The sequence below is a fragment of the Mycobacterium sp. E183 genome, assembly GCF_001667735.1.
Lineage (GTDB): Bacteria > Actinomycetota > Actinomycetes > Mycobacteriales > Mycobacteriaceae > Mycobacterium.
The window spans coordinates 25,752-46,965 of the sequence record NZ_LZJN01000207.1 but is presented as its reverse complement, the minus strand read 5'-3'; the positions used below and the strand labels follow the sequence as shown (position 1 = coordinate 46,965).

The 21,214-nt window shown below is 69.9% G+C and carries 17 protein-coding genes and 3 pseudogenes; 11 read left to right on the top strand and 9 right to left on the bottom strand.

Features of this window, described 5'->3' with window-relative positions:
• Positions 1-179, top strand: a pseudogene (locus A5691_RS27685) (aminotransferase class III-fold pyridoxal phosphate-dependent enzyme); the annotation flags it as partial.
• Here the strand turns inward: A5691_RS27685 and A5691_RS25990 are convergent.
• Positions 160-807, bottom strand: a pseudogene (locus tag A5691_RS25990) (aminotransferase class III-fold pyridoxal phosphate-dependent enzyme); the annotation flags it as partial. The pseudogenes A5691_RS27685 and A5691_RS25990 sit on opposite strands and share 20 nt — an antisense overlap.
• 62 nt (positions 808-869) lie before the next feature.
• Between A5691_RS25990 and A5691_RS25985 the strand changes: the two are divergent.
• The 7 genes and pseudogenes from A5691_RS25985 (at position 870) to A5691_RS28200 (ending at position 11,269) form a co-directional block, all read left to right on the top strand.
• Entirely contained in the window at positions 870-1,322 is a 453-nt protein-coding gene (locus A5691_RS25985) for a hypothetical protein (RefSeq protein ID WP_067758281.1), read from the top strand.
• Positions 1,323-1,635: 313 nt separating this feature from the next.
• A pseudogene (gene ripD, locus A5691_RS25980) lies at positions 1,636-2,304 on the top strand (NlpC/P60 family peptidoglycan-binding protein RipD); the annotation flags it as partial.
• 343 nt (positions 2,305-2,647) lie between these two features.
• Positions 2,648-4,804 (top strand): acyltransferase family protein, encoded by a 2,157-nt coding sequence (locus A5691_RS25975; RefSeq protein WP_067758268.1) that lies wholly within the window; start codon positions 2,648-2,650, stop codon positions 4,802-4,804.
• Between the two features lie 34 nt (positions 4,805-4,838).
• Positions 4,839-7,031, top strand: coding sequence for a glycogen debranching protein GlgX (gene glgX, locus A5691_RS25970; protein WP_067784183.1), 2,193 nt, complete (start codon positions 4,839-4,841; stop codon positions 7,029-7,031).
• A gap of 3 nt (positions 7,032-7,034) precedes the next feature.
• Positions 7,035-9,335, top strand: coding sequence for a malto-oligosyltrehalose synthase (treY, locus tag A5691_RS25965; RefSeq protein WP_067758263.1), 2,301 nt, complete (start codon positions 7,035-7,037; stop codon positions 9,333-9,335).
• The gene (gene treZ, locus A5691_RS25960; protein WP_068016239.1) at positions 9,328-11,070 is read left to right on the top strand and encodes a malto-oligosyltrehalose trehalohydrolase; all 1,743 of its coding nucleotides are present in this window, start codon (positions 9,328-9,330) and stop codon (positions 11,068-11,070) included. The genes treY and treZ overlap by 8 nt, the downstream gene beginning before the upstream one ends.
• 52 nt (positions 11,071-11,122) lie before the next feature.
• Complete coding sequence (locus A5691_RS28200; protein WP_156675581.1) at positions 11,123-11,269, top strand: hypothetical protein; 147 nt, start codon at positions 11,123-11,125, stop codon at positions 11,267-11,269.
• Positions 11,270-11,281: 12 nt separating this feature from the next.
• Here A5691_RS28200 and A5691_RS25955 read toward each other — a convergent pair whose 3' ends face one another.
• Positions 11,282-12,610 carry an aminotransferase class I/II-fold pyridoxal phosphate-dependent enzyme gene (locus tag A5691_RS25955; RefSeq protein WP_068016242.1) on the bottom strand — a complete coding sequence of 443 codons (1,329 nt, stop codon included), beginning with the start codon at positions 12,608-12,610 and terminating at the stop codon, positions 11,282-11,284.
• Between the two features lie 35 nt (positions 12,611-12,645).
• Here A5691_RS25955 and A5691_RS25950 point away from each other — a divergent pair, with 35 nt between their 5' ends.
• Positions 12,646-13,308: a pyridoxamine 5'-phosphate oxidase family protein gene (locus A5691_RS25950; RefSeq protein WP_067758253.1), complete on the top strand. Its 663-nt coding sequence runs from the start codon at positions 12,646-12,648 to the stop codon at positions 13,306-13,308.
• Here the strand turns inward: A5691_RS25950 and A5691_RS25945 are convergent.
• From A5691_RS25945 to A5691_RS25930, 4 genes are read right to left on the bottom strand one after another with little or no spacing between them, the layout of a single operon-like run.
• On the bottom strand, positions 13,289-14,182 hold the full coding sequence (locus tag A5691_RS25945; RefSeq protein ID WP_068016245.1) for a phosphatase PAP2 family protein: 894 nt from the start codon (positions 14,180-14,182) through the stop codon (positions 13,289-13,291). The genes A5691_RS25950 and A5691_RS25945 overlap by 20 nt on opposite strands.
• A gap of 17 nt (positions 14,183-14,199) precedes the next feature.
• The gene (gene ilvA / locus A5691_RS25940; RefSeq protein WP_067758247.1) at positions 14,200-15,483 is read right to left on the bottom strand and encodes a threonine ammonia-lyase; all 1,284 of its coding nucleotides are present in this window, start codon (positions 15,481-15,483) and stop codon (positions 14,200-14,202) included.
• Between the two features lie 38 nt (positions 15,484-15,521).
• Positions 15,522-15,959 carry a nitroreductase family deazaflavin-dependent oxidoreductase gene (locus A5691_RS25935; protein WP_067758244.1) on the bottom strand — a complete coding sequence of 146 codons (438 nt, stop codon included), beginning with the start codon at positions 15,957-15,959 and terminating at the stop codon, positions 15,522-15,524.
• Positions 15,960-15,968: 9 nt separating this feature from the next.
• Complete coding sequence (locus tag A5691_RS25930) at positions 15,969-16,541, bottom strand: TetR family transcriptional regulator (protein WP_068016248.1); 573 nt, start codon at positions 16,539-16,541, stop codon at positions 15,969-15,971.
• Positions 16,542-16,639: 98 nt separating this feature from the next.
• Here A5691_RS25930 and A5691_RS25925 point away from each other — a divergent pair, with 98 nt between their 5' ends.
• Positions 16,640-17,047, top strand: coding sequence for a hypothetical protein (locus tag A5691_RS25925; protein ID WP_067758238.1), 408 nt, complete (start codon positions 16,640-16,642; stop codon positions 17,045-17,047).
• Positions 17,044-18,483 carry an FAD-dependent oxidoreductase gene (locus A5691_RS25920; RefSeq protein ID WP_068016251.1) on the top strand — a complete coding sequence of 480 codons (1,440 nt, stop codon included), beginning with the start codon at positions 17,044-17,046 and terminating at the stop codon, positions 18,481-18,483. Before A5691_RS25925 ends, A5691_RS25920 begins: the two co-directional genes overlap by 4 nt.
• A gap of 4 nt (positions 18,484-18,487) precedes the next feature.
• Here the strand turns inward: A5691_RS25920 and A5691_RS25915 are convergent, their stop codons facing one another.
• From A5691_RS25915 to A5691_RS25905, 3 genes are all read right to left on the bottom strand, one after another.
• Entirely contained in the window at positions 18,488-19,261 is a 774-nt protein-coding gene (locus A5691_RS25915) for a DUF6065 family protein (RefSeq protein ID WP_068016253.1), read from the bottom strand.
• Positions 19,262-19,304: 43 nt separating this feature from the next.
• Complete coding sequence (locus A5691_RS25910) at positions 19,305-19,868, bottom strand: arsinothricin resistance N-acetyltransferase ArsN1 family B (RefSeq protein ID WP_068016270.1); 564 nt, start codon at positions 19,866-19,868, stop codon at positions 19,305-19,307.
• A gap of 96 nt (positions 19,869-19,964) precedes the next feature.
• Positions 19,965-21,206, bottom strand: coding sequence for an HNH endonuclease signature motif containing protein (locus A5691_RS25905; RefSeq protein WP_068016256.1), 1,242 nt, complete (start codon positions 21,204-21,206; stop codon positions 19,965-19,967).
• Between the last annotated feature and the right edge of the window lie 8 nt (positions 21,207-21,214).

The following is a 21,214-nucleotide window of genomic DNA, read 5'->3' as shown; positions in this document are numbered from 1 at the left end:
TCGCCCCGCAGGTCCCGCGCGACTACGACCCCGGCTACACCGCGGCGTTCGAGCAGCAGCTCGCCGAGCACGCCGGCGAACTGGCGGCCGTCATCGTCGAACCGGTGGTGCAGGGCGCCGGCGGGATGCGCTTCCACGACCCCCGCTACCTGCGCGACCTGCGCGAGCTGTGCCGGCGTGCTCGGCGAGCTGCTGCTCGAACGCCGCGGTGTAGCCGGGGTCGTAGTCGCGCGGGACCTGCGGGGCGAACACCTGGCGGGCCAGGATGTCGGTCCACAGCGTGTGCATGCCGCCGTCGGGATCGCAGACGCTCATCGGCGTGAACGTGTCGCCGTGGTAGCCGCCCCGCCAGGTCATCAGCCGGTGCTTGCCGGGCCGGCCGCGGCTGCGCCAGTACTGAAGCGCCATCTTGACCGCGACCTCGACGGACACCGATCCGGAATCGCTGAAGAACACGGTGTCCAGCCCGGCCGGGGTGATGTCCACCAGCAGCTGCGCCAGCCGGGCGGCCGGTTCGTGCGTGAGCCCGCCGAACATGACGTGGTTCATCACTCCCAGCTGCGTGGTCAGCGCCGCGTCCAGCACCGGGTGGCCGTGCCCGTGAATCGCGGTCCACCACGAGCTCATCGCGTCGAGCGCCTCGATCGGCTCGCCGTCCCGGATCAACGTCAACGTGGCCCCCCGCGCGGCGACCGCGACCACCGGCGCGACGGCTTCGCCGCCGATGGTGCTGTACGGGTGCCACAGGTGCGCAGCGTCGATCGCGCTGATCTGCCCGGGGGTCAACCCGGCCCTCGCCGCAGGCATAGTGATCGAGGGTAAAGCAGCCGAGTCGCACAAAATCCGCCCATCGGGGAGCATGGGATCCGATGGCTACGCCGCAAACCCCCGGTGAACCCGCCGCGGGCGCCCCTCCGACCGCGACCACCAATTCCCTGCTGGCCAATTACGACGACGAGGCGCCGCGGGTCATCCGGGTGCGGCTGGCCCCCTGGGACGTCGCCTGCACCGTCGCGCTGCTGGCGCTGCTCATCGTCCTGGCCACCGCGACGGCGTGGCCGGACCGCCTCTTCGGCTTCCTCGAGCACGTCTGCGCCGACGAGACGTGCGGGCCGGTGCCCTTCGGGGTCGACTACTACATCCGCCCGATCGTGTGGGGCGGCATCGGGGCTGCAATCGCCGCCGCGGTCCTCGGGCCGGTCGTTTCGCTCCTGAAGGGCTGGTACATGTCCTTCTGGCCGGTCCTGGCCCTCGCGCTGATCATGCTCAGCTCCCTCGTCGGCTCGCTGCTGACGGTGTTCAGCGAACGCTATTGGGCGTAGGCGCCGCCACGCCCCGGTCCGGCCGGCGCACGCGCGACTGAGACCCAAATCACAACTGCGCACCCGGATTTGGGCCGCCCAGTCACCGTCCGGTCACGTTCCGACAAAAAATCCCGCCGGGGCCTGGCGGCTAACAACTTCTGTTGTCAGAGTGGCTGCAGTGACTGATGTGAAAACAGGACCGCTGTTCACATCCGCAAGTGTCATGCAGCGGCGTCGGTCCCAACGGGGAGGCTGTCGCCCAGTCATGGAACGGCGGCGGACGCGCGAAGTCACCGCGCTGAGGCCAGTGAGCCCCTGAGAGGCCAAGACAATGAAACGCATCTACGCCTTCGCGATCGGTTTGGCGCTGTTCGCCGCACCGATGGCCGCTCCCGTGGTCGCTTCCGCCGACCCGGGCATCCGGCCGATGGACTACCAGCAGGCCGCCGACGTGGTGATCGCGCGCGGGCTGTCGCAGCGGGGCGTGCCGTTCTCCTGGGCCGGCGGCGGGATCAACGGCCCGACCCGCGGCACCGGGACGGGCATCAACACCGTCGGATTCGACGCGTCAGGCCTGATGCAGTACGCGTACGCCGGCGCGGGCATCAAGCTGCCGCGTTCGTCGGGGGCGATCTACCGGGTCGGCCAGAAGGTGCTGCCCCAGCAAGCGCAAAAGGGCGACATGATCTTCTACGGCCCCGAGGGCACCCAAAGCGTCGCGATGTACCTGGGCAACAACCAGATGCTCGAGGTGGGCGACGTCGTCCAGGTGTCGCCGGTGCGCGCCAACGGCATGGCTCCCTACCTGGTCCGGGTCCTCGGGGTCCAGCCGGCGCCGGTCCAGCAGCTGCCGCAGCAGGCTCCGGTGCAGCAAGCACCGGTGCAGCAACTGCCCGCGCAGCAGGCGCCGACGCAGCAAGCGCCGGTGCAGCAACTCCCGACGCAGCAGGCCCCGGTCCAGCAACTCCCGACGCAGCAGGCCCCGGTCCAGCAACTCCCGACGCAGCAGGCCCCGGTGCAGCAGGCGCCGCTGCAGCAGCAGTCCGGCCAGCTCCCGTTGCCGCAGGCGCCGGTGCAGCAGCTCCCGGCCCCGCCGGCGCCGCTGCAACAGGCCCCGCTGCAACGGGTCCCCGCGCCGCAGGCACCGGTCCAGCAGCTGCCGACGCAGCAACTTCCGGCGCCGCAGGCCCCGGTGCAGCTGCTGCCGCCGCAGCAATCGCCGTTCCTCCCGCCGGCGCCCGGCACCGCCCGGTAGATTCCCCGGCTTTTCGGGGGCCCACGACCGCCGCCACCTGCTCCTAAACCGGAGCGGGTGGCGGTTTTCGGTAAATTAGCGATCGATCATGCCGATCCTGTCCCCGTCTCACCGACCGGTCGCGACCGCGGAACCGGTCGGTACGGCGGCGCGCAATTCGGGGTTCTACCGCTACGACCTGGACGGCCTGCGCGGCATCGCGATCGCGCTGGTGGCCGTCTTCCACATCTGGTTCGGCCGGGTCTCCGGCGGCGTCGACGTGTTCTTGGCGCTGTCCGGATTCTTCTTCGGCGGCAAGATCATTCGCGCGGCGCTGAACCCTGCCGTCACCCTGTCGCCGGTGGCGGAGGTGGTCCGGCTCGTGCGCCGCCTGGTGCCCGCCCTGGTCGTGGTGCTGGCCGGGTGCGCGGTGCTGACCATCCTGGTCCAACCGGAGACCCGCTGGGAGACCTTCGCCGACCAGAGCCTCGCCAGCCTCGGCTACTACCAGAACTGGGAGCTGGCCAACACGGCGTCCGATTACCTGCGCGCCGGCGAGGCCGTCAGTCCGCTGCAGCACATCTGGTCCATGTCGGTGCAGGGCCAGTTCTACGTCGGCTTCCTGCTGTTGATCGCCGCGTGCGCCTACCTGTTCAGGCGTCCGCTGGGCCGCCGGCTGCGCACCCTGTTCCTGGTGCTGCTGACGGCGCTGACGGTGGCGTCGTTCGTCTACGCGATCGTGGCGCATCAGGGCGACCAGGCGGCCGCCTACTACAACAGCTTCGCGCGCGGCTGGGAGTTGCTGCTCGGCGCGCTGGTCGGTGCGCTGGTGCCTGCCATCCGCTGGCCGATGTGGTTGCGAACGGTCGTGGCCACCTTGGCGCTGGCGGCGATCGTCTCGTGCGGGGCGCTGATCGACGGCGTGAAGGAATTCCCCGGCCCCTGGGCCCTGGTGCCCGTCGGGGCCACCATGCTGATGATTCTGGCGGGGGCCAACCTGCAGGGCGGCCCCGCCACCGGGAACCGGCTGCCGCTGCCCAATCGCCTGCTGGCGGCCGGGCCGCTGGTCGCGCTGGGCGCGATGGCGTACTCCCTTTACCTGTGGCACTGGCCACTGCTGATCTTCTGGCTGTCTTTCAGCGGGCACCGGCACGCCGGCTTCGTCGAGGGTGCGGCGGTGCTGCTCGTCTCGGGCCTGCTGGCCTACCTGACCACCCGGCTCGTCGAGGACCCGCTGCGCTACCGGACCGCAGGGAGGTCACCGGCGACCGCGCCCGCCTGGCTGGCGCGCCTGCCCAGGCCCACGATGGCGCTGGGGACGGCGATCGTGCTGCTGGGGGTCACGCTGACCGCGACGTCGTTCACGTGGCGCCAGCACGTCACGGTCCTGCGGGCCGCGGGCAAGGAGCTCAGCGTGCTCAACCCGCAGGACTATCCGGGGGCGCGCGCCCTGACCGAACACGTGCGGGTGCCCGCGTTGCCGATGCGGCCCAGCGTCCTGGAGGTCAAGGAGGATCTGCCGGTCTCCACCCGCGACGGCTGCATCAGTGACTTCGTCAACCCGGCGGTGGTGGCGTGCACCTACGGCGACGTGGCCGCCGACCGCACGATTGCGCTGGCGGGCGGGTCCCACGCCGAACACTGGCTGCCCGCTCTCGACCTGCTCGGCAAGATGCATCACTTCAAAGTGGTGACGTACCTCAAGATGGGCTGCCCGTTGTCCACCGAGGAAGTCCCGTTGATCATGGGCAACAACGCCGCCTACCCGCAGTGCCGGCAGTGGGTCGAACAGACGATGGACAGGGTGATCGCCGACCGTCCCGACTACGTGTTCACCACCACCACCCGGCCGTGGAACATCAAGCCCGGCGACGTGATGCCGGCGACCTACATCGGAATCTGGCAGCGGTTCTCGGACAACAACATTCCGATCCTCGGCATGCGAGACACCCCGTGGCTGGTCAAAAACGGCCAGCCGTTCGACCCGGCGGATTGCCTGGCCAAGAAGGGCGGCAGCCCCCAGTCGTGCGCGATCAAGCGTTCCGACGCGCTCTCCGACCGCAATCAGACCCTCGACTTCGTCACACAATTCCCGCTGCTGAAGGTGCTCGACATGTCCGATGCGATCTGCCGCGCCGACGTGTGCCGGCCGGTCGAGGGAAACGTGCTGATCTACCACGGCGCCCACCACCTGACCCCCACTTACGTACGGACCATGGTGGGCGAATTGGGCCGCCAGATCGCGGCCAATACCGGTTGGTGGTGACGCGCCCCGCCGCCCCGACCGCGGATAAGGTCAGATGGTGCCGACCGACAATCACGCTTCAGCAGCAGGCGTAGCTGGTAACCAACAGCCGAAACTGGCCACCGTCTGGCCGGGGAACCCGTATCCCCTCGGTGCCTCCTATGACGGCGCGGGGACCAACTTCTCGTTGTTCTCCGAGATTGCCGAGAAGGTCGAGTTGTGTCTGATCGACGACGCTGGGGGCCAGTCACGGATTCCCCTGGACGAGGTCGACGGCTACGTGTGGCACGCCTACCTGCCCAACATCTCGCCGGGCCAGCGCTACGGCTTCCGGGTGTACGGGCCCTTCGACCCGGCGGCCGGCCACCGGTGTGACCCGAGCAAGCTGCTGCTCGACCCGTATGGCAAGGCCTTCCACGGGGATTTCACCTTCGGGCAGGCGCTGTTCTCCTACGACATGAAGGCCGTCCACCCCGACGGTGACGACGCCGACCCCGGGACGCCGCCGATGGTCGACTCCCTGGGCCACACCATGACCAGCGTGGTGAGCAACCCCTTCTTCGACTGGGGCTCGGACCGTTCGCCACTGACCCCGTACCACGAAACGGTGATCTACGAGGCCCACGTCAAGGGCATGACCCAGACCCACCCCGGCATCCCCGCCGAACTGCGCGGCACCTACGCCGGCCTGGCCCACCCGGTGATCATCGACTACCTCAAGTCGCTCAACGTCACCGCGCTGGAGCTGATGCCGGTGCACCAGTTCATGCACGACTCCCGCCTGCTGGACCTGGGTCTGCGAAACTACTGGGGCTACAACACTTTCGGGTTCTTCGCGCCGCACAACCAGTACGCGGCCAATCGCACCTCCAGCGTCGCCGAGTTCAAATCGATGGTGCGCAGCCTGCACGAGGCGAACATCGAGGTGATCCTCGACGTGGTGTACAACCACACCGCCGAGGGCAATCACCTCGGGCCGACGATCAACTTCCGCGGCATCGACAACGCCGCGTACTACCGGCTCGTCGACTCCGACCTGCGGCTGTACAAGGACTACACCGGCACGGGCAACAGCCTGAACCCGCGTCACCCGCACGTGCTGCAGCTCATCATGGACTCGCTGCGCTACTGGGTGACCGAGATGCACGTCGACGGCTTCCGTTTCGACCTCGCCGCCACGCTGGCCCGGGAGCTGCACGACGTCGACCGGCTGAGCGCGTTCTTCGACCTGGTTCAGCAGGATCCGATCGTCAGCCAGGTCAAACTGATCGCCGAACCGTGGGACGTCGGCGAGGGCGGTTACCAAGTCGGCAATTTCCCGGGTTTGTGGACCGAGTGGAACGGGAAGTATCGCGATACTGTGCGTGACTACTGGCGGGGCGAGCCCGCGACCCTAGGCGAGTTCGCGTCCCGGCTGACCGGGTCGTCGGACCTCTACGAGGCGACCGGACGGCGCCCCAGCGCCAGCATCAACTTCGTCACCGCCCACGACGGCTTCACGCTCAACGACCTGGTGTCCTACAACGAGAAACACAATCTGGCCAACGGCGAAGACAACCGCGACGGCGAAAGCCACAACCGCTCGTGGAACTGCGGTGTCGAGGGGCCCACCGACGACCCGGACATCTTGACTCTGCGCCGTCGCCAGATGCGCAACTTCTGGGCGACGCTGATGCTCAGCCAGGGCACGCCGATGATCGCGCACGGCGACGAGCTGGGCCGCACCCAGAACGGCAACAACAACGTCTACTGCCAGGACTCCGAATTGTCTTGGATGGATTGGTCATTGGTCGACAAGAATTCGGACCTGCTGGCCTTCGCGCGCAAGGTCACCACGTTGCGCAAGACCCACCCGGTATTCCGGCGCCGCCGGTTCTTCGAGGGTGAACCGATCCGCACCGGCGACGAGGTCCGCGACATCGCCTGGCTGAATCCCAGCAGCCGGGAGATGACGCACGAGGACTGGGGCGAGAGCATTCACAAATGTGTGGCGGTGTTCCTCAACGGCGAGGCCATCACCGCGCCCAACGCGCGCGGTGAACGGGTCGTCGACGACTCGTTCCTGTTGTGCTTCAACGCCGGCGAAGAACCCGTGGAGTTCGTGATGCCGAACGACGACTATGCGCAGGAGTGGACCGTGGAACTGGACACCAACCACCCGACGGGTGAGGCCGACCAGGTGGTGAATGCCGAAGAGAAGGTCTCGTTGCCCGGGCGATCGCTTCTGGTCTTACGTAAGACCATGTGACGCATGCCTTTTCCCATACTCTCGACCTACCGGTTGCAGCTGCGCGGTGAGGCCAGCGGGTTCGCGTTCACCTTCGCCGACGCGGAACGCCTGCTGGATTACCTGGACGAACTCGGGGTGTCCCACCTCTATCTGTCCCCCATCATGACCGCGGCCACCGGGTCGAATCACGGCTACGACGTCACCGACCCGACGACCGTCTCCCCCGAGCTGGGCGGCCGCGACGGCCTCGAGCGGCTGTCGGCCGCGGCGCGGGAGCGCGGCGTCGGCCTGATCGTCGACATCGTGCCCAATCACGTGGGAATCGACCAGCCCCAACAGAACGCATGGTGGTGGGACGTGTTGCGGCACGGCCGTTCGTCTGACTACGCAACGTATTTCGACATCGATTGGGACCTCGATGAGGACGGCCGCATCGTCCTGCCCATCTTGGGCTCCGACGACGACGCCGCAGACCTCCACGTCGACGGGGACCTGCTGCGGCTGGGCGACCTGGCGCTTCCCATCGCGCCCGGCACCGCCGAGGGCACCGGGCCCGAGGTTCACGACCGCCAGCACTACCGCCTGGTGGGCTGGCGCAACGGCGTGTGCGGCTATCGGCGCTTCTTTTCGATCACCTCGCTGGCCGGGCTGCGCCAGGAAGACCGCGCCGTGTTCGACGCCACCCACGCCGAGGTTGCCCGGTGGGCCGCCGAGGGACTCGTCGACGGTGTGCGCATCGACCATCCCGACGGGCTTTCCGACCCCTGCGGCTACCTGGCCTGGCTGCGAGAATCGGTTGGGCCGCAAACCTGGATCGTGATCGAGAAGATCCTGGCGGTCGACGAGGCGCTCGAACCCACGCTGCCGATCGGCGGCACCACGGGCTACGACGTGCTGCGGGAGATCGGCGGGGTCTTCGTCGACCCCAGCGGCGCGCCCGCGCTCACCGAGCTCGTCGAGTCGGCGGGTCTGGACTACGGAGCGGCGCCGGAGATGTTGGCGGAACTCAAGATCCGTGCGGCCACCGACACCCTCGCGAGCGAACTGCGCCGGCTGCGCCGCGCGATCGTGGCCGCGGCCGGCGACGACCACCCGCGGTTGCCCGAAGCGGTGGCCACGCTGCTCACCCACATCGGCGTCTACCGCTGCGACTACCCGGGGCTGTCGGCGATCATGCCCACGGCGCTGGCCGAAACACAGGCACAGTCACCGGAATTGGGGCCCGCGCTGCAGGTGATCGCCGCCGCGCTGGCCCCGGGCGGCGAGCCGGCCGTCCGGCTGCAGCAGCTCTGCGGTGCGGTGACCGCCAAATCAGTCGAGGACTGCTACTTTTACCGGGACGCGCGGCTGGTGTCGCTCAACGAGGTCGGGGGTGAACCGCATCGCTTCGGTGTCGGCGCGGCGGAATTCCACCACAGCGCCGCCACCCGGGCCCGGCTGTGGCCGCACACGATGACGACGCTGACCACCCACGACACCAAGCGCGGCGAGGACGTGCGGGCCAGGATCGGGGTGCTGTCACAGGTCCCGTCGCTGTGGACCGAGTTCCTCGCCCGCTGGGAGATCGACGCGCCCTCCCCCGACCCGGCGACCGGACAGTTCTTGTGGCAGAACATCTTCGGCGTCTGGCCGGTCACCGGTGAGGTCAGCCCGGAGCTGCGCGAGCGGCTGCACGGTTACGCCGAGAAGGCCATTCGGGAGGCGGCCTGGCATACCTCGTGGAACGACCCGGACACCGAGTTCGAGGACGCGGTGCACCGGTGGCTGGACGGTGTGTTCGACGGCCCGGTGGCCGGCCAGCTGACCGAGCTCGTCGCCCAGCTCAACCCGCACGCCGCCAGCGACGCGCTCGGCCAGAAGCTGCTCGCCCTGACCGTGCCCGGGATACCCGACGTCTACCAGGGCACCGAACTGTGGGACGACAGCCTGGTGGACCCGGACAATCGGCGGGCCGTCGACTACGCCGCCCGGCGGGCCGCGCTGAAGGCGTTGGAGCATCCCAAGATTCGGGTGGTCACGACCGCGCTTCGGGTGCGCCGCGCCCATCCGGACACCTTCCTGCGCGGCGACTACGTTCCCGTGCTGGCCAATGGCGACGCCGGCGATCACGTGCTGGCCTTCCGCCGGGGCTCCGACATCGTGGTCGCGGTGACCCGGTGGACCGTGCGCCTGACCGAAACCGGTTGGGGTAACACGGTGCTGGCGCTGCCCGAGGGCACCTGGAAGGACGCCCTCACCGGCGTCATCGCGGACGGGCCGACGGCGGCGGCCCAACTGTTCGCCGAGCTGCCCGTCGTGCTGCTGGAGCGCCACCATGACTGAATTCCGGGTCTGGGCGCCCAAACCGGAGCTGGTCCGGCTCGACGTCGAGGGCCGCGTGCACCCGATGACGCGCTCGGACGACGGGTGGTGGCACGCGTCCGTGGACGCGGCAGCGGACGCCCGCTACGGGTTCGTGCTCGACGACGATCCCACGGTGCTGCCCGACCCGCGCTCGCCCCGCCAGCCCGACGGCGTGCACGCCCGCTCGCAGCTGTGGGACCCGGCCGGCGCCGCCTGGACCGACGACGACTGGCAGGGCCGGTCGGTCGAGGGCGCGCTGATCTACGAGTTGCACCTCGGCACCTTCACCCTCGAGGGGACCCTCGACTCGGCCATCGAGAAGCTGGACTACCTGGTGGATCTCGGCGTCGACTTCGTCGAGCTGATGCCGGTGAATTCCTTTGCCGGAACGCACGGCTGGGGCTACGACGGGGTGCTGTGGTACAGCGTGCACGAGCCCTACGGCGGCCCCGACGCCCTGGTCCGGTTCGTCGACTCCTGCCACGCGCGGGGCCTGGGCGTCCTGATCGACGCGGTGTTCAACCACCTCGGCCCGTCGGGCAACTACCTGCCCAAGTTCGGCCCGTACCTGTCGTCGGCGAGCAACCCGTGGGGCGAAGGCATCAACATCGCCGACGCCGACTCCGACGAGGTCCGGCGTTACATCATCGGGTGCGCGCTGCGCTGGATGCGCGATTTCCACGCCGACGGGCTGCGCCTGGACGCCGTGCACGCCCTGGTGGACACGACCGCCATCCACATCCTCGAGGAGCTCGCGACCGAAACCGACTGGCTGTCACGACAATTGGGTCGCCCGCTGTCGCTGATCGCCGAGAGCGATCTCAACGACCCGCGGCTGATAACCCCCCGCGACCGGGGTGGTTACGGCCTCACGGGGCAATGGGCCGACGACATCCACCACGCGATCCACACCGCGGTGTCGGGCGAGCGCCAGGGCTACTTCGCCGACTTCGGCAGCCTGGCCACCCTGGCGCGGACGCTGCGCCACGGCTACTTTCACGCCGCCACCTATTCGTCGTTCCGGCGCCGCCGCCACGGGCGCCCGTTGGACACCACCGAGAACTCGGGGATCCCCGGCACCCGGCTGGTCGCGTACACCTGCACCCATGACCAGGTCGGCAACCGGGCGCTCGGCGACCGACCGTCGCAGAACCTGTCCGGTGGCCAGCTGGCGATCAAGGCCGCGCTCGCCATCGGAACGCCCTTCACCGCAATGCTTTTCATGGGCGAGGAGTATGCGGCGTCGACCCCGTTCCAGTTCTTCAGCTCGCATCCCGAACCGGAGCTGGCCAAGGCCACCGCGGAGGGGCGCAAGGCGGAATTCGCCGAGCACGGCTGGGACGCCGACGACATCCCCGACCCGCAGGACCCGCAGACGTTCCAGCGCTCGAAGCTCGACTGGGCCGAGGTGGACTCCGGCGAGCACGGCCGGCTGCACCGGTTCTACCGCGACCTGATCGCGTTACGGCACCGCGACCCCGACCTCGCCGATCCGTGGCTGGCGCACCTCGCCGTCGACTTCGACGAGGAGCAACGCTGGATCAGCGTGTCCCGCGGCCGGTTGCGCATCGTGTGCAACCTCGGCGCCGAGGCGGCGACGGTGCCCGTCGCCGGCGACGTGGTGCTGGCCTGGGGCGACCCCGCGGTCGACGCCGACAAGACGGTGCTCGAAGGGCATTCGCTCGCCATCCTCGCGGTGGGCGAGCAGCGCTGACGCCTGTGGACAACGGTGCGCGGCCCGGCGCGCGACCGCCGATGATTCGCCCATGGATCAATCCGTGTTCGGCCGGTGGATCGGCTTGCTGAGGAAGAAACAGCCGGTTTCGGCTCCGCTCGTCCCGCCCGACGAGGCGCCGCCACAACGCAGCGTGGAGCTGTTGTGGACCGGCCCCGGCCTCGGGCGCACCGAATAATCTGACCCTCGGCTAGACGCTGGGGCGGCCCGCGCCGTGCACCGCCTCGGCGATCGCGTCCGCCAGCGGGTCGATCTCGTCGGCGCCGAGGTCCGCGATGGTGACGCGGATGCCTGGGGGCGTGCCGATGCGGAACCGCGTGCCCGGCGCCGCGGCCCAGCCCGCGCCCAGCAACCGGGTGATCGCGACCGTCTCGTCGGGCACCGGGATCCACACGTTGAGTCCGGAGCGGCCACGCGCGGCGACGTCGCGCTCGGCCAGCGCGGTCGCCAGCCGCCGGCGGGTGTCGGCGTACCTGCGCTCGGCCGTGGCGACCAGGCGCGCGGCCGCCGGGTCGGACCACAGGCTGACGGCCAGGTCCTGCAGCAGATGGCTGACCCAGCCCGGCCCCAGCCGCAGGCGGCCGTGCACGCGCTCGACGGTGCGCCGATCCCCCGCCAGCACGGCCACGCGCAGGTCCGGGCCGTACGCCTTGGACGCCGACCGCACGAAGGCCCACCGCTCGGTCACGCCCGCCACCGTGTGCAGCGGCGCGCCCGAAATGCCCGCGCAGTGATCGTCTTCGACCACCAGCAGGTCAGCGGCCCGGCGCACCAACAGGTTTCGTAGTTCGTCGCGGCGGCCCGCGGACAACACCGCCCCCGTCGGATTCTGGGCGCGGGTGGTGACGATCAACCCGCGCACCCCGCGGTCCAGCGCCCGCGCCAGGTCGGCGGGCAATGGCCCTTCGTCGTCGACCCGAACGGGCTCGGCCGAAAGCCCAAGGGCGGCAAGCAGATCGAGCAGGTTGGCCCAGCCCGGGTCCTCGACGGCGACCCGATCACCGGGACGCAGGTGCGCGGTGAGCACGCGCTCGATGCCGTCGAGCGCGCCGCTGGTCACCGCGAGGTGCTCGGCCGGGACACCATCGGCGGACAGCGCCGCCCGGGCGAACTCCACCAAGGCCGCCGACATGGCCGGCTCCCCGTACAACACCGGGCGGCCCCCGACCGGGCCGGGCAGCGACGCCCCCGCCAGGGGCAACAGGGCGGGGTCGGGATTGCCGGTCGACAGGTCGCGCACCCCGGCGGGGACGTCGAGCCCCAGCAGGGATCGTGGCGTGGTCGCCGGGCGCTGCCGCACCCTGGTGCCGCGCCTGCCGGCGGTCTCCACCGCCCCGCGGTGCCGCAACAGGCGGTAGGCCGCGGCCGCGGTGTTGGCGTTGACGCCGAGCTGGGCGGCGAGGTCGCGGACGGGCGGCAGCGCGTCGCCGGGCGCCAGCGAGCCGGCCGAGATGGCCGCCTCGATGCTGGCGGCTATGGAATCGGCACCGGTCCCGGTTATGCTGTTTTGTACTGGCACGCAATCGATTATGTACTAGAACAAAGGTAGGCGCCATGACCGCCGGATACCAGCCCACACCGCGCACGACGCCCACCCGCTACCGGGAGCGCGCGCGCTACGACCGCGAGACCGTCCACCGCATCCTGGACGAGGCGCTGATCTGCCACCTGGGCTACCTCGGCGACGGCCGGCCGGTGGTCCTGCCGACCACCCATGCCCGCCTGGGCGAGACCCTCTACCTGCACGGTTCGACCGGCAGCGGCCCCCTGCTCGCGGCAGGCGCGGCGCCCTCGGGCCTGCCCGTGTGCGTCACCGTCACCCTGGTCGACGGGCTGGTGCTGGCGCGCGCCGCCATGCACCACTCGGTGAACTTCCGCTCGGTCGTCGTGCTCGGCACCGCGCGTGTGGTCGATGACGCGGCGGAGAAACTGCGGGCGCTCGCCGGCCTGCTCGATCGCATCGCGCCCGGGCGCGCCGCCGACTGCCGGGCGCCGAACCCGCGCGAGCTGGCCGCGACGGGGGTGCTCGCCCTCGACCTGGTGGAGGTGTCGGCCAAGGTGCGCGGCGGCGGGCCGGTGGACGATCCGGAGGATTGCGCGCTGCCGCACTGGGCGGGGGTGGTGCCGCTGAGCGTGACGGCCGGTGCGCCGGTGCCGGCCTCGGACCTGGACCCGGCACTGCCGGTGCCGGCGTACCTCAGCGAGCGAAGGGGCTGAGGCCCACCCGCGCGCGCCGGCTGTCGTCCCACCAGGTTCCGACGAGCATGACGGTGCCGGCCCAGGCCAGGCCCAACATCCAGCCGGAGAGCACGTCGCTGACGTAATGGACTCCCAGGTAGATCCGCGAGAACCCGATCAGGAACGCCGAGCCGATCGCGACCGTCCACACGACCACCCGCCCGGTCCACCGCATGATCAGCCACCGCGTCAGCATCCACGCGGAGATCACCATGATCGCGGCGGTGCCGGTGGCGTGCCCGGACGGAAACGAATACCCGTCCGCGTCGACGAGGGCGAAGGGAAAGGGCGGCCGTGGCCGACCCACCAGGGCCTTGGCGGTGAAGAGGACCAGCGGAACCACACCGCCGCCGACCAGCGCGAGCACGACGGGCCGCCACGACCTGCTCCGATAACCAGCGGCAACGGAGATCGGGAACGCGATCGCCGTCAGGAAAAGGGGTCCGCCCGCCATGGTGATCGCCCGCAACGCGGCGGTCAGCCACAATTCACGGTGGGCTGCGAGCCAACGAGTCACCGGCTGGTCGATTCCGGCGATGCCGTCGCCCTCGAGCACGTCCTCGAGAATCTCGCTGAAGCCGACCGCAAGCGCGACGACCACGGCCAGCCCGAGCAGCAATGCGGCACCGGCGACCTCGCTCTCCGACCACCGACGGGCCAGCGACCACCCTCGGTCGCTGATCCGGTCACGGGCCCGGGTCAGCGTTTTGGACACCTTCACCCAGAGCGTCCGGAACGGGGGTCCGCGTCGGGCGACCCGAACCGCCACCCACGCAAGCAGCACGAACAGAACCACGATGCCGGCGCCGACCAGGCCGAACCCGCCAGCACCGGGGCCATACTGCTGGTCCATGCAGCGCGGCCCGGGCCCTAGAACAACAGGTAGCGGTAAGCCGGCGAACCCGGCTCGAGGCGTTCGACGTGCAGCTCCGTCGCCCGCATCCGCGCGAGCAGGCCGTCCAGGTCGGCTGACGAGGCCAGCTGGATGCCCACCAGCGCCTCGCCGGTCTCGCGGTTGTTGCGCTTGATGTACTCGAAGAGCGTGATGTCGTCGTCGGGGCCCAGCACTTCGTCCAGGAACCGGCGCAGCGCGCCCGGCTCCTGCGGGAAGTCCACCAGGAAGTAGTGCTTGAGGCCGAGGTGGACCAGCGACCGCTCGAGCACCTCGCCGTAGCGTGAGACGTCGTTGTTGCCGCCGGAGATGAGGCACACCACGCTCGAGCCCGGTTCGACGTCCGCCTCCAGCAGTCCCGCGACCGAGAGCGCGCCCGCGGGCTCGGCGATGATGCCCTCGTTCTGATACAGGTCCAGCATCGCGGTGCACACCGCGCCCTCGTCGATCGTGGTGATCGACACCATGTCACCGGCGGCCGCCAGCGCGGCGTAGGTCAGCGTCCCCGCGCGGCGCACCGCGGCGCCGTCGACGAACTGGTCGACGTGATCCAGCGTCACCGGCTCGCCGGCGGCCAGCGCGGCCATCATCGCGGCGGCCCCGGCCGGCTCGACGCCCAGCACCGATGTGTTCGTCGTCCGCTCCGCCAGGTACGTGGTGATGCCGGCGATGCAACCGCCACCGCCGACGGGAACCACGACCAGGTTCGGCTCCTCGTCGAGCTGCTCGAGCAGCTCGACGGCGATGGTGCCCTGACCGGCGATGGTGCGCAGGTCGTCGTACGGGGGCACCAGCGTGGCGCCGGTGCGTTCGACGTCGGCCAACGCGGCCTCGGCGGCCAGGTCGTACGTCGTGCCGCCGACGATCAGTTCGATGAACTCCCCGCCGTGGTAGCGGATCCGGTCGCGCTTCTGCTGCGGCGTCTTGGCGGGCACGTAGACGCGCCCGTGCACCCCCAGCGTCCGGCACGCGTAGGCGAAGCCCTGCGCGTGGTTGCCGGCCGACGAGCACACGACCCCCGCGGCCAGCTCCTCGTCGGACAGCTGCACTAGCAGGTTGTAGGCCCCGCGCAGCTTGTAGGAGCGCACCACCTGCAGGTCTTCCCGCTTGAGGTAGACCTGCGCGCCGGTGATCGCCGACAACCGGTCGCTGTATTGCAGCGGGGTCGGCGTGACCACCGCGGCGATCCGCTTCGCCGCGGTGTCGATGTCAGACCCGCAAACGTACGGCACGTGCGGGTGCTGGCTCAGTTCGGCGGACACTGGTCAATGGTGCCATGCCAGCCGGTCAACACAGGAATTCAGCCGACGGGGGTGAGCACGAACACCGGGATCTGGCGGTCGGTTTTCTTCTGATATTCGGCGTAGTCGGGCCAGGCCTCGACGGCGCGCTCCCACCAAACCGCCTTCTCGTCGCCGAACACCTCACGCGCGTCGTACTCGCGGGTGGTGCCGCCGTCCTGCAGCTCGACCCGGGGGTTCTTGACGACGTTGTGGTACCAGACGGGGTGCTTGGGGGCGCCGCCCAGCGACGCGACGATCGCGTACTCGCCGTCGTGCTCGACCCGCATCAGCGGGGTCTTCCGAAGCTTGCCCGTCTTCGCCCCGACCGTGGTCAGCACGATGATGGGCTTGCCCTTCATGTCGGTGGCCTCGGTCCCGCCGGACTGCTCGTATTTCTCGGCCTGTTCGCGGGACCAATCCCATGGGCTCGGCGCGTATTCCCCAGAAAGTGGCATGCCCCAACTCTAGGCCGGGGAAGCCGGGGGCGCCGGGCCCGTCAGGTAGCGGGCGAGCACCGGGCGTACCCATTCGGTCAGCGCCGCGTCGTCCAGCTCGGCCAGGGCCGGCACCCCGACGACGTAGCGCGCCATCGCGATTCCGAGCACCTGTGAGCCCACCAGCGCGGCCCGCTCGGCGGCGCGGTCGGGGGTGACGCTGGCCAGCGCCGGGGCGACCTGCTCGACGAACACGGCCAGCAGGGTGTCGGCGGCCGTGCGATTGGTGGCGGCCGCGCGCAGCAGCGGCAGGAAGGAGCCGTGCGGGTCCCAAACCTGGACGAACAGGGGAACCAGCACGTCCGCGAGGCGCTCGGGCGCGACACCGGACAGGTCGGGAAACTTGACCTCGAGCCGCGACACGGCGGCGAACAGATCGGCCTTGCTGCCGAAGTAGTGCATGACCAGCGCGGGGTCCACGCCGGCCTCCGACGCGATCGAGCGGATGGTGGTGCGCTCGAAGCCGTGCGTGGAGAACTGGGCGCGCGCGGCGCGCAGGATGGTTTCGCGGGTGACCTTCCCGTCGCGCGTCTTCGCGGGCATGGTCCCGATTGTATTCAACAACTGTTGACACAGCCAGCATCCCGGGCCTACCGTTGAGTTCAACAACTGTTGAACTCAACTCCGGGGAGGTCCTACTCATGACCGTGTCCGTCATCCAGATCGGGCTCGATCCCGACGTGGTCGACTGCTCGTCGCCGGATTTCGCGCAGTTCGCGGGCCTCTCGAGGGAAGTGTTGCGGACGGCCAACGACGACAACGTCGCGGCGTTGCGTGCCGCCGGCTACGAGGTCGACAACTGTCTGATCGACTTCGGCACGGCCGGCGCCGACAAGGCCCGCCGGTGGCTTCAGGCCAAGCGCTACGACGCGGTGTTGATCGGGGCCGGGATCCGGTTGGTAGCCGACAACACGCTGCTGTTCGAGTCGATCGTCAACGCGGCGCACGCGACCCAACCCGGCTGCCGATTCGTCTTCAACCGCGCAGCGCAGTCCACGCCCGGCGACATCCGCCGCTGGTACCCGCAGCCCGAGGGGGCGGCGCGATGACGACCCACGAAGTCGACGTCCTGGTGGTGGGGGCCGGCCCCACCGGCCTGACCGCCGCGGGCGACCTGGCCCGCGCCGGGCGGTCGGTCACCGTGTTGGACCGCTGGCCCACGGAGAACCCGGCGAGCCGCGCGTTCGCCACCATGGCGCGCACGCTGGAAGTGCTCGACGCGCGCGGCCTGGCCGACGACCTGTTGGCGCGCGGGCACCGCGCACCGGGCGTGCGACTGTTCGCCGGCGCGCAGATCGACCTGACCCACCTCGACTCCCCCTATCCGTTCGTGTTGATCACCCCGCAGACCAACGTCGATGCGGCGCTGCGTCGCTACGCGGTGGCCGAGGGTGCCGAGATCCGGCGCGGCATCGAGGTGGTCGCGCTCCGCCAGGACTCCGACTCCGTGACCGTCACCGCCCGCCCCAAGGACGACGACGATCCGGCCCACCGGCTGACGTGGCGGGCGCGGTACGTGATCGGCGCCGACGGCGCGCACAGCACCGTGCGGCGGCTGGTGGGCGCCGCATTCCCCGGTAAGACGGTGCTGACGTCGATCGTGCTGGCAGACGTCAGGCTGGCGCACGGGCCCGCCGGTGGCGGCCTCACGGTCGCCGCCCCCGGCGACCTCCTGGCCTTCCTGGCTCCCTACGACCGAGCGGGCGGTTCCTGGTATCGCGCCATGGTCTGGGACCGCGCGCATCAAGTACCCGACGGCGAACCGGTCTCCGACGCCGAGATCGTCGACGTGCTCGCCCGCGGCATGGGCACCGACCACGGCGTCGTCGAGGTGGGCTGGAAGTCCCGGTTCCATTGCGACGAAAGGCAAGTCGAGCGGTACCGGCATGGGCGGGTGTTCTTGGCCGGCGACGCCGCGCACGTGCACTCCCCGATGGGCGGTCAGGGCATGAACACCGGCATTCAGGACGCCGCCAACCTGGCCTGGAAGCTCGACGCGGCGCTCGGCGGCGCCGACGAGGCGCTGCTGGACAGCTACCACACCGAACGCCACCCGATCGGCAAGCGCGTGGTGTTGCAGTCCGGACTGATGGCCCGTGCCGCGACTCTCCATCCGCGCGGCGCCCGATGGTTGCGGAACCTGTTGGCGCCCAGGCTGCTTCGGATTCCGTCGGTTCGGGACAGGGTGGCGGGCAGTTTCGCCGGCACGACGCTGCGCTACGGCCGGCACGGCCTGGTCGGCACCCGCGCCACCCAGATCCCCCTCGTCGAGGGACGGTTGACCGAATTGCAGCGCACCGGCGGCTTCGTGTTGGTGCGCGAACGCGGTGCCCCACCGGTCGAGGCGCCCGGGATGCTGCAGGCCGAGCGGACCGACCGCGGGCCGGCCGTGCTGGTGCGCCCAGACGGGTACATCGGCTGGGCGGGGCCGTCGGCCCAGGCGCCGGCCCGGATCCCTGGGCCGGCCGCGGTACGCGCGGGGTGATGGCCTATCGCCGCGTGTCGACGAACGGGCGGAGGTGGACGCGCGTTTGGTGGTCGGGCGCCCCGGGTTCGCCGTCGGCGTGCTTGCCGCGGGTGTAGTCGCCCTGCCACGGCACCTTTTCGCCCAGTTCGGTGTTGGTCGCCGCCTGCGCCTGACCCAGCTCGTTGCGTGAACGCAGGAAGAACTCGTGTTTACGGCGCACTTCCTCGTCGGAGTCGATCGGCCTGATTTCCGGCGCGAACTCCTCCAGCTCGGCCCGGCGCTGCGGGACGATCATGCAGATCGGCTCGTCGACCTCGAACCGCACCGGCATCATCTTGCGGGTCATCTGCCAGCTCATGCTGAAACTCGATGTGGCCCAGTCGGTCTCGACGATGCCCTCCAACGGTGACACCGCGTCCTTCGGATAGTTCGCCGGCCCGCGGACCAACAGGTTGTAACCGGGCGGGGTGCGGAACAGCATCGGCAGGTGCCAGGTCAGGATGCCGTGACCGAAGTGGCTGAACGGCAACAGCTGACCCGGGTCGCGCCGGTCGGGCGCGATGATGACCCCCATGCTGTCGTCGCCGCCCATCCAGGTCGCGGTGAATGCGCACGGGTTGCGCAGCTCCCAGCCACTCTGGTTCGCGATCAGGATCGGTAGGCACCGGTTAGGCCAACCATTGCGTAGGTGCGACATCCACGGCCGGCTGATGGGCGCGGGCGCGATTGGCGGCGCGTTGTCCGCGGTGGTGAACGCGATCAGCGGGCGCGCGGGCCCTCCGGACTTGTCGCTCATCGACTCCCCTCGATTCGCCGGTTGCGCAGACCTTCCCAAACCATTACCCAGTGTGCCCTGCGAGGGCGGCCTCGAGCGTGTGAGCCGGCAGGTCCGACCACGGCCGCGGGTCGTCGGGCTGCGCGGACGGATCGACGAGCGGGCGATGCCACCAGCCGATGTCCCGCCACGCTCCGTTCTTGAAGCCCACACGATTGAAGAGGCCGACGCGACGGAAGCCCACCGCCTCATGCAGGCCGACACTTGCCGGGTTGGGCAGCACGATGGCGGAGTAGGCGTTGACGTACCCCTGAGCGGCAAGCACATTGAACAAAGCTGCGTACAGTCGGCGGCCGTTGCCCTTCCGTTGCAGTGACGCGTCGAGGTAAACGGATACGTCGACCGACCAGCGGTAGGCGGCCCGCTCGCCGTGCGGACTTGCGTAGGCATAGCCCCTGACGGCGTCGGCATGGGCGATGACCAGCCAGGGCAGGTCGGTCAGCGTGGCCTTGATCCTCGACCGCATCTCTTCGGCCGTCGGCGGCACCGCTTCGAAGGAGATCGCGGAGTCGCGCACATACGGCGCATAAATGTCGGAGATCGCGTCCGCATCCTCCGGCGTTGCCATTCGGATCATGTGAAGAGCTTGCCCGTCACCTTCTCGGCGAACCGGCGGTGGGGCTTCGGCGCCGCGCAGCCAGCCGCCATTTGTTCGCCAACCAACCTAGTTGTTGCTTGGTGGTGGCTGCGGCTGAAAGGGTTGGTACCACCACCAGTCGGCGCGCTCGCCGGTGGGCCCGGACCACGGCGGTACGGCGGGCGGGGCACGGTCGGGCGCACGGGCGAGCGATCCCGCACTCAGCGGTCGGCCCGAGCTGTCGGCGACGACGAGGTCGTCGGCGGGTCCGGTGATCGTGATGACGCCCCGGTGGTGCAACCGGTGGTGATAGGGGCAGACCAGCACCAGATTGGCCAGCTCCGTTGGGCCGCCGTCTTCCCAGTGCCGGATGTGGTGTGCGTGCAGACCGCGCGTGGCGCCACAGCCGGGAACCGCGCAGGTGGGGTGGCGATGCTCGAGTGCGCGGCGAAGCCGCCGGTTGATTTGGCGGGTCGCCCGCCCGGCGCCGATGACCTCACCGTCCCGTTCGAACCAAACCTCGCAGGTGGCGTCGCACGTCACGTATCGGCGTTCGGCGTCGGTGAGCAGCGGACCCATGTGCAGCGCGGCGGCGCGCTGCTCGACATCGACGTGCACCACCACCGTGGTGTGCTGCCCGTGCGGACGGCGGGCCGCCTCGGCATCCCATCCGGCCTCGACCAGCCGCATGAACGCCTCGACGGTGCCAGGCAGGGGCGGCGCGCTGTCTGACGCACCCTCGGCGCGGTCGTGTTTCCATTCGGCGATCAGCGCGTCACGATGAGACGCCAGCGCCGCGTCGAACTTCGCCGCGTCCAGGTGGGGAAGTCTGATCCGCCAGCAAGTGAACTCGTCGCAGGCGGTCTTGGTGATCGAGCGCTGCTCGTGCGGCCGGGCGTCGGGTTCCGGTCGCGGTTCCAGCTTGACCGCGGTGCGCAGCTGGTTGACCGTGGCGACCCGGGCTAACTCCGCGTAGTGCTCGTCGGATCCATCGCCCGCCAGGGCCGCGATGACGCCGACCTGATCCAGCGACAGCCGGCCCTCCCGCATGCTCTGCGCACAGCGTGGGAACTCCTCGACCCGGCGCGCGACGGTGGCGATCGTGTGCGCGGTGGTCGAGGACAAACCCAGCTTCCAGGCCACCAACGCCGGCACCGAGCGCGCGCCGGTCATGGCGCACAGCCCATCACGCTCGATCTCCGCGACGATCTCGACGATGCGGCCGTCGATCGCGTTGCGCTGACCGGCCAGCTCCGCCAGCTCGTCGAACAACACCTCAAGACGGTCAACAGGTTTCACCTCCGCGGGAGGCGAGGCGATCGAAGACATGGCTTCAT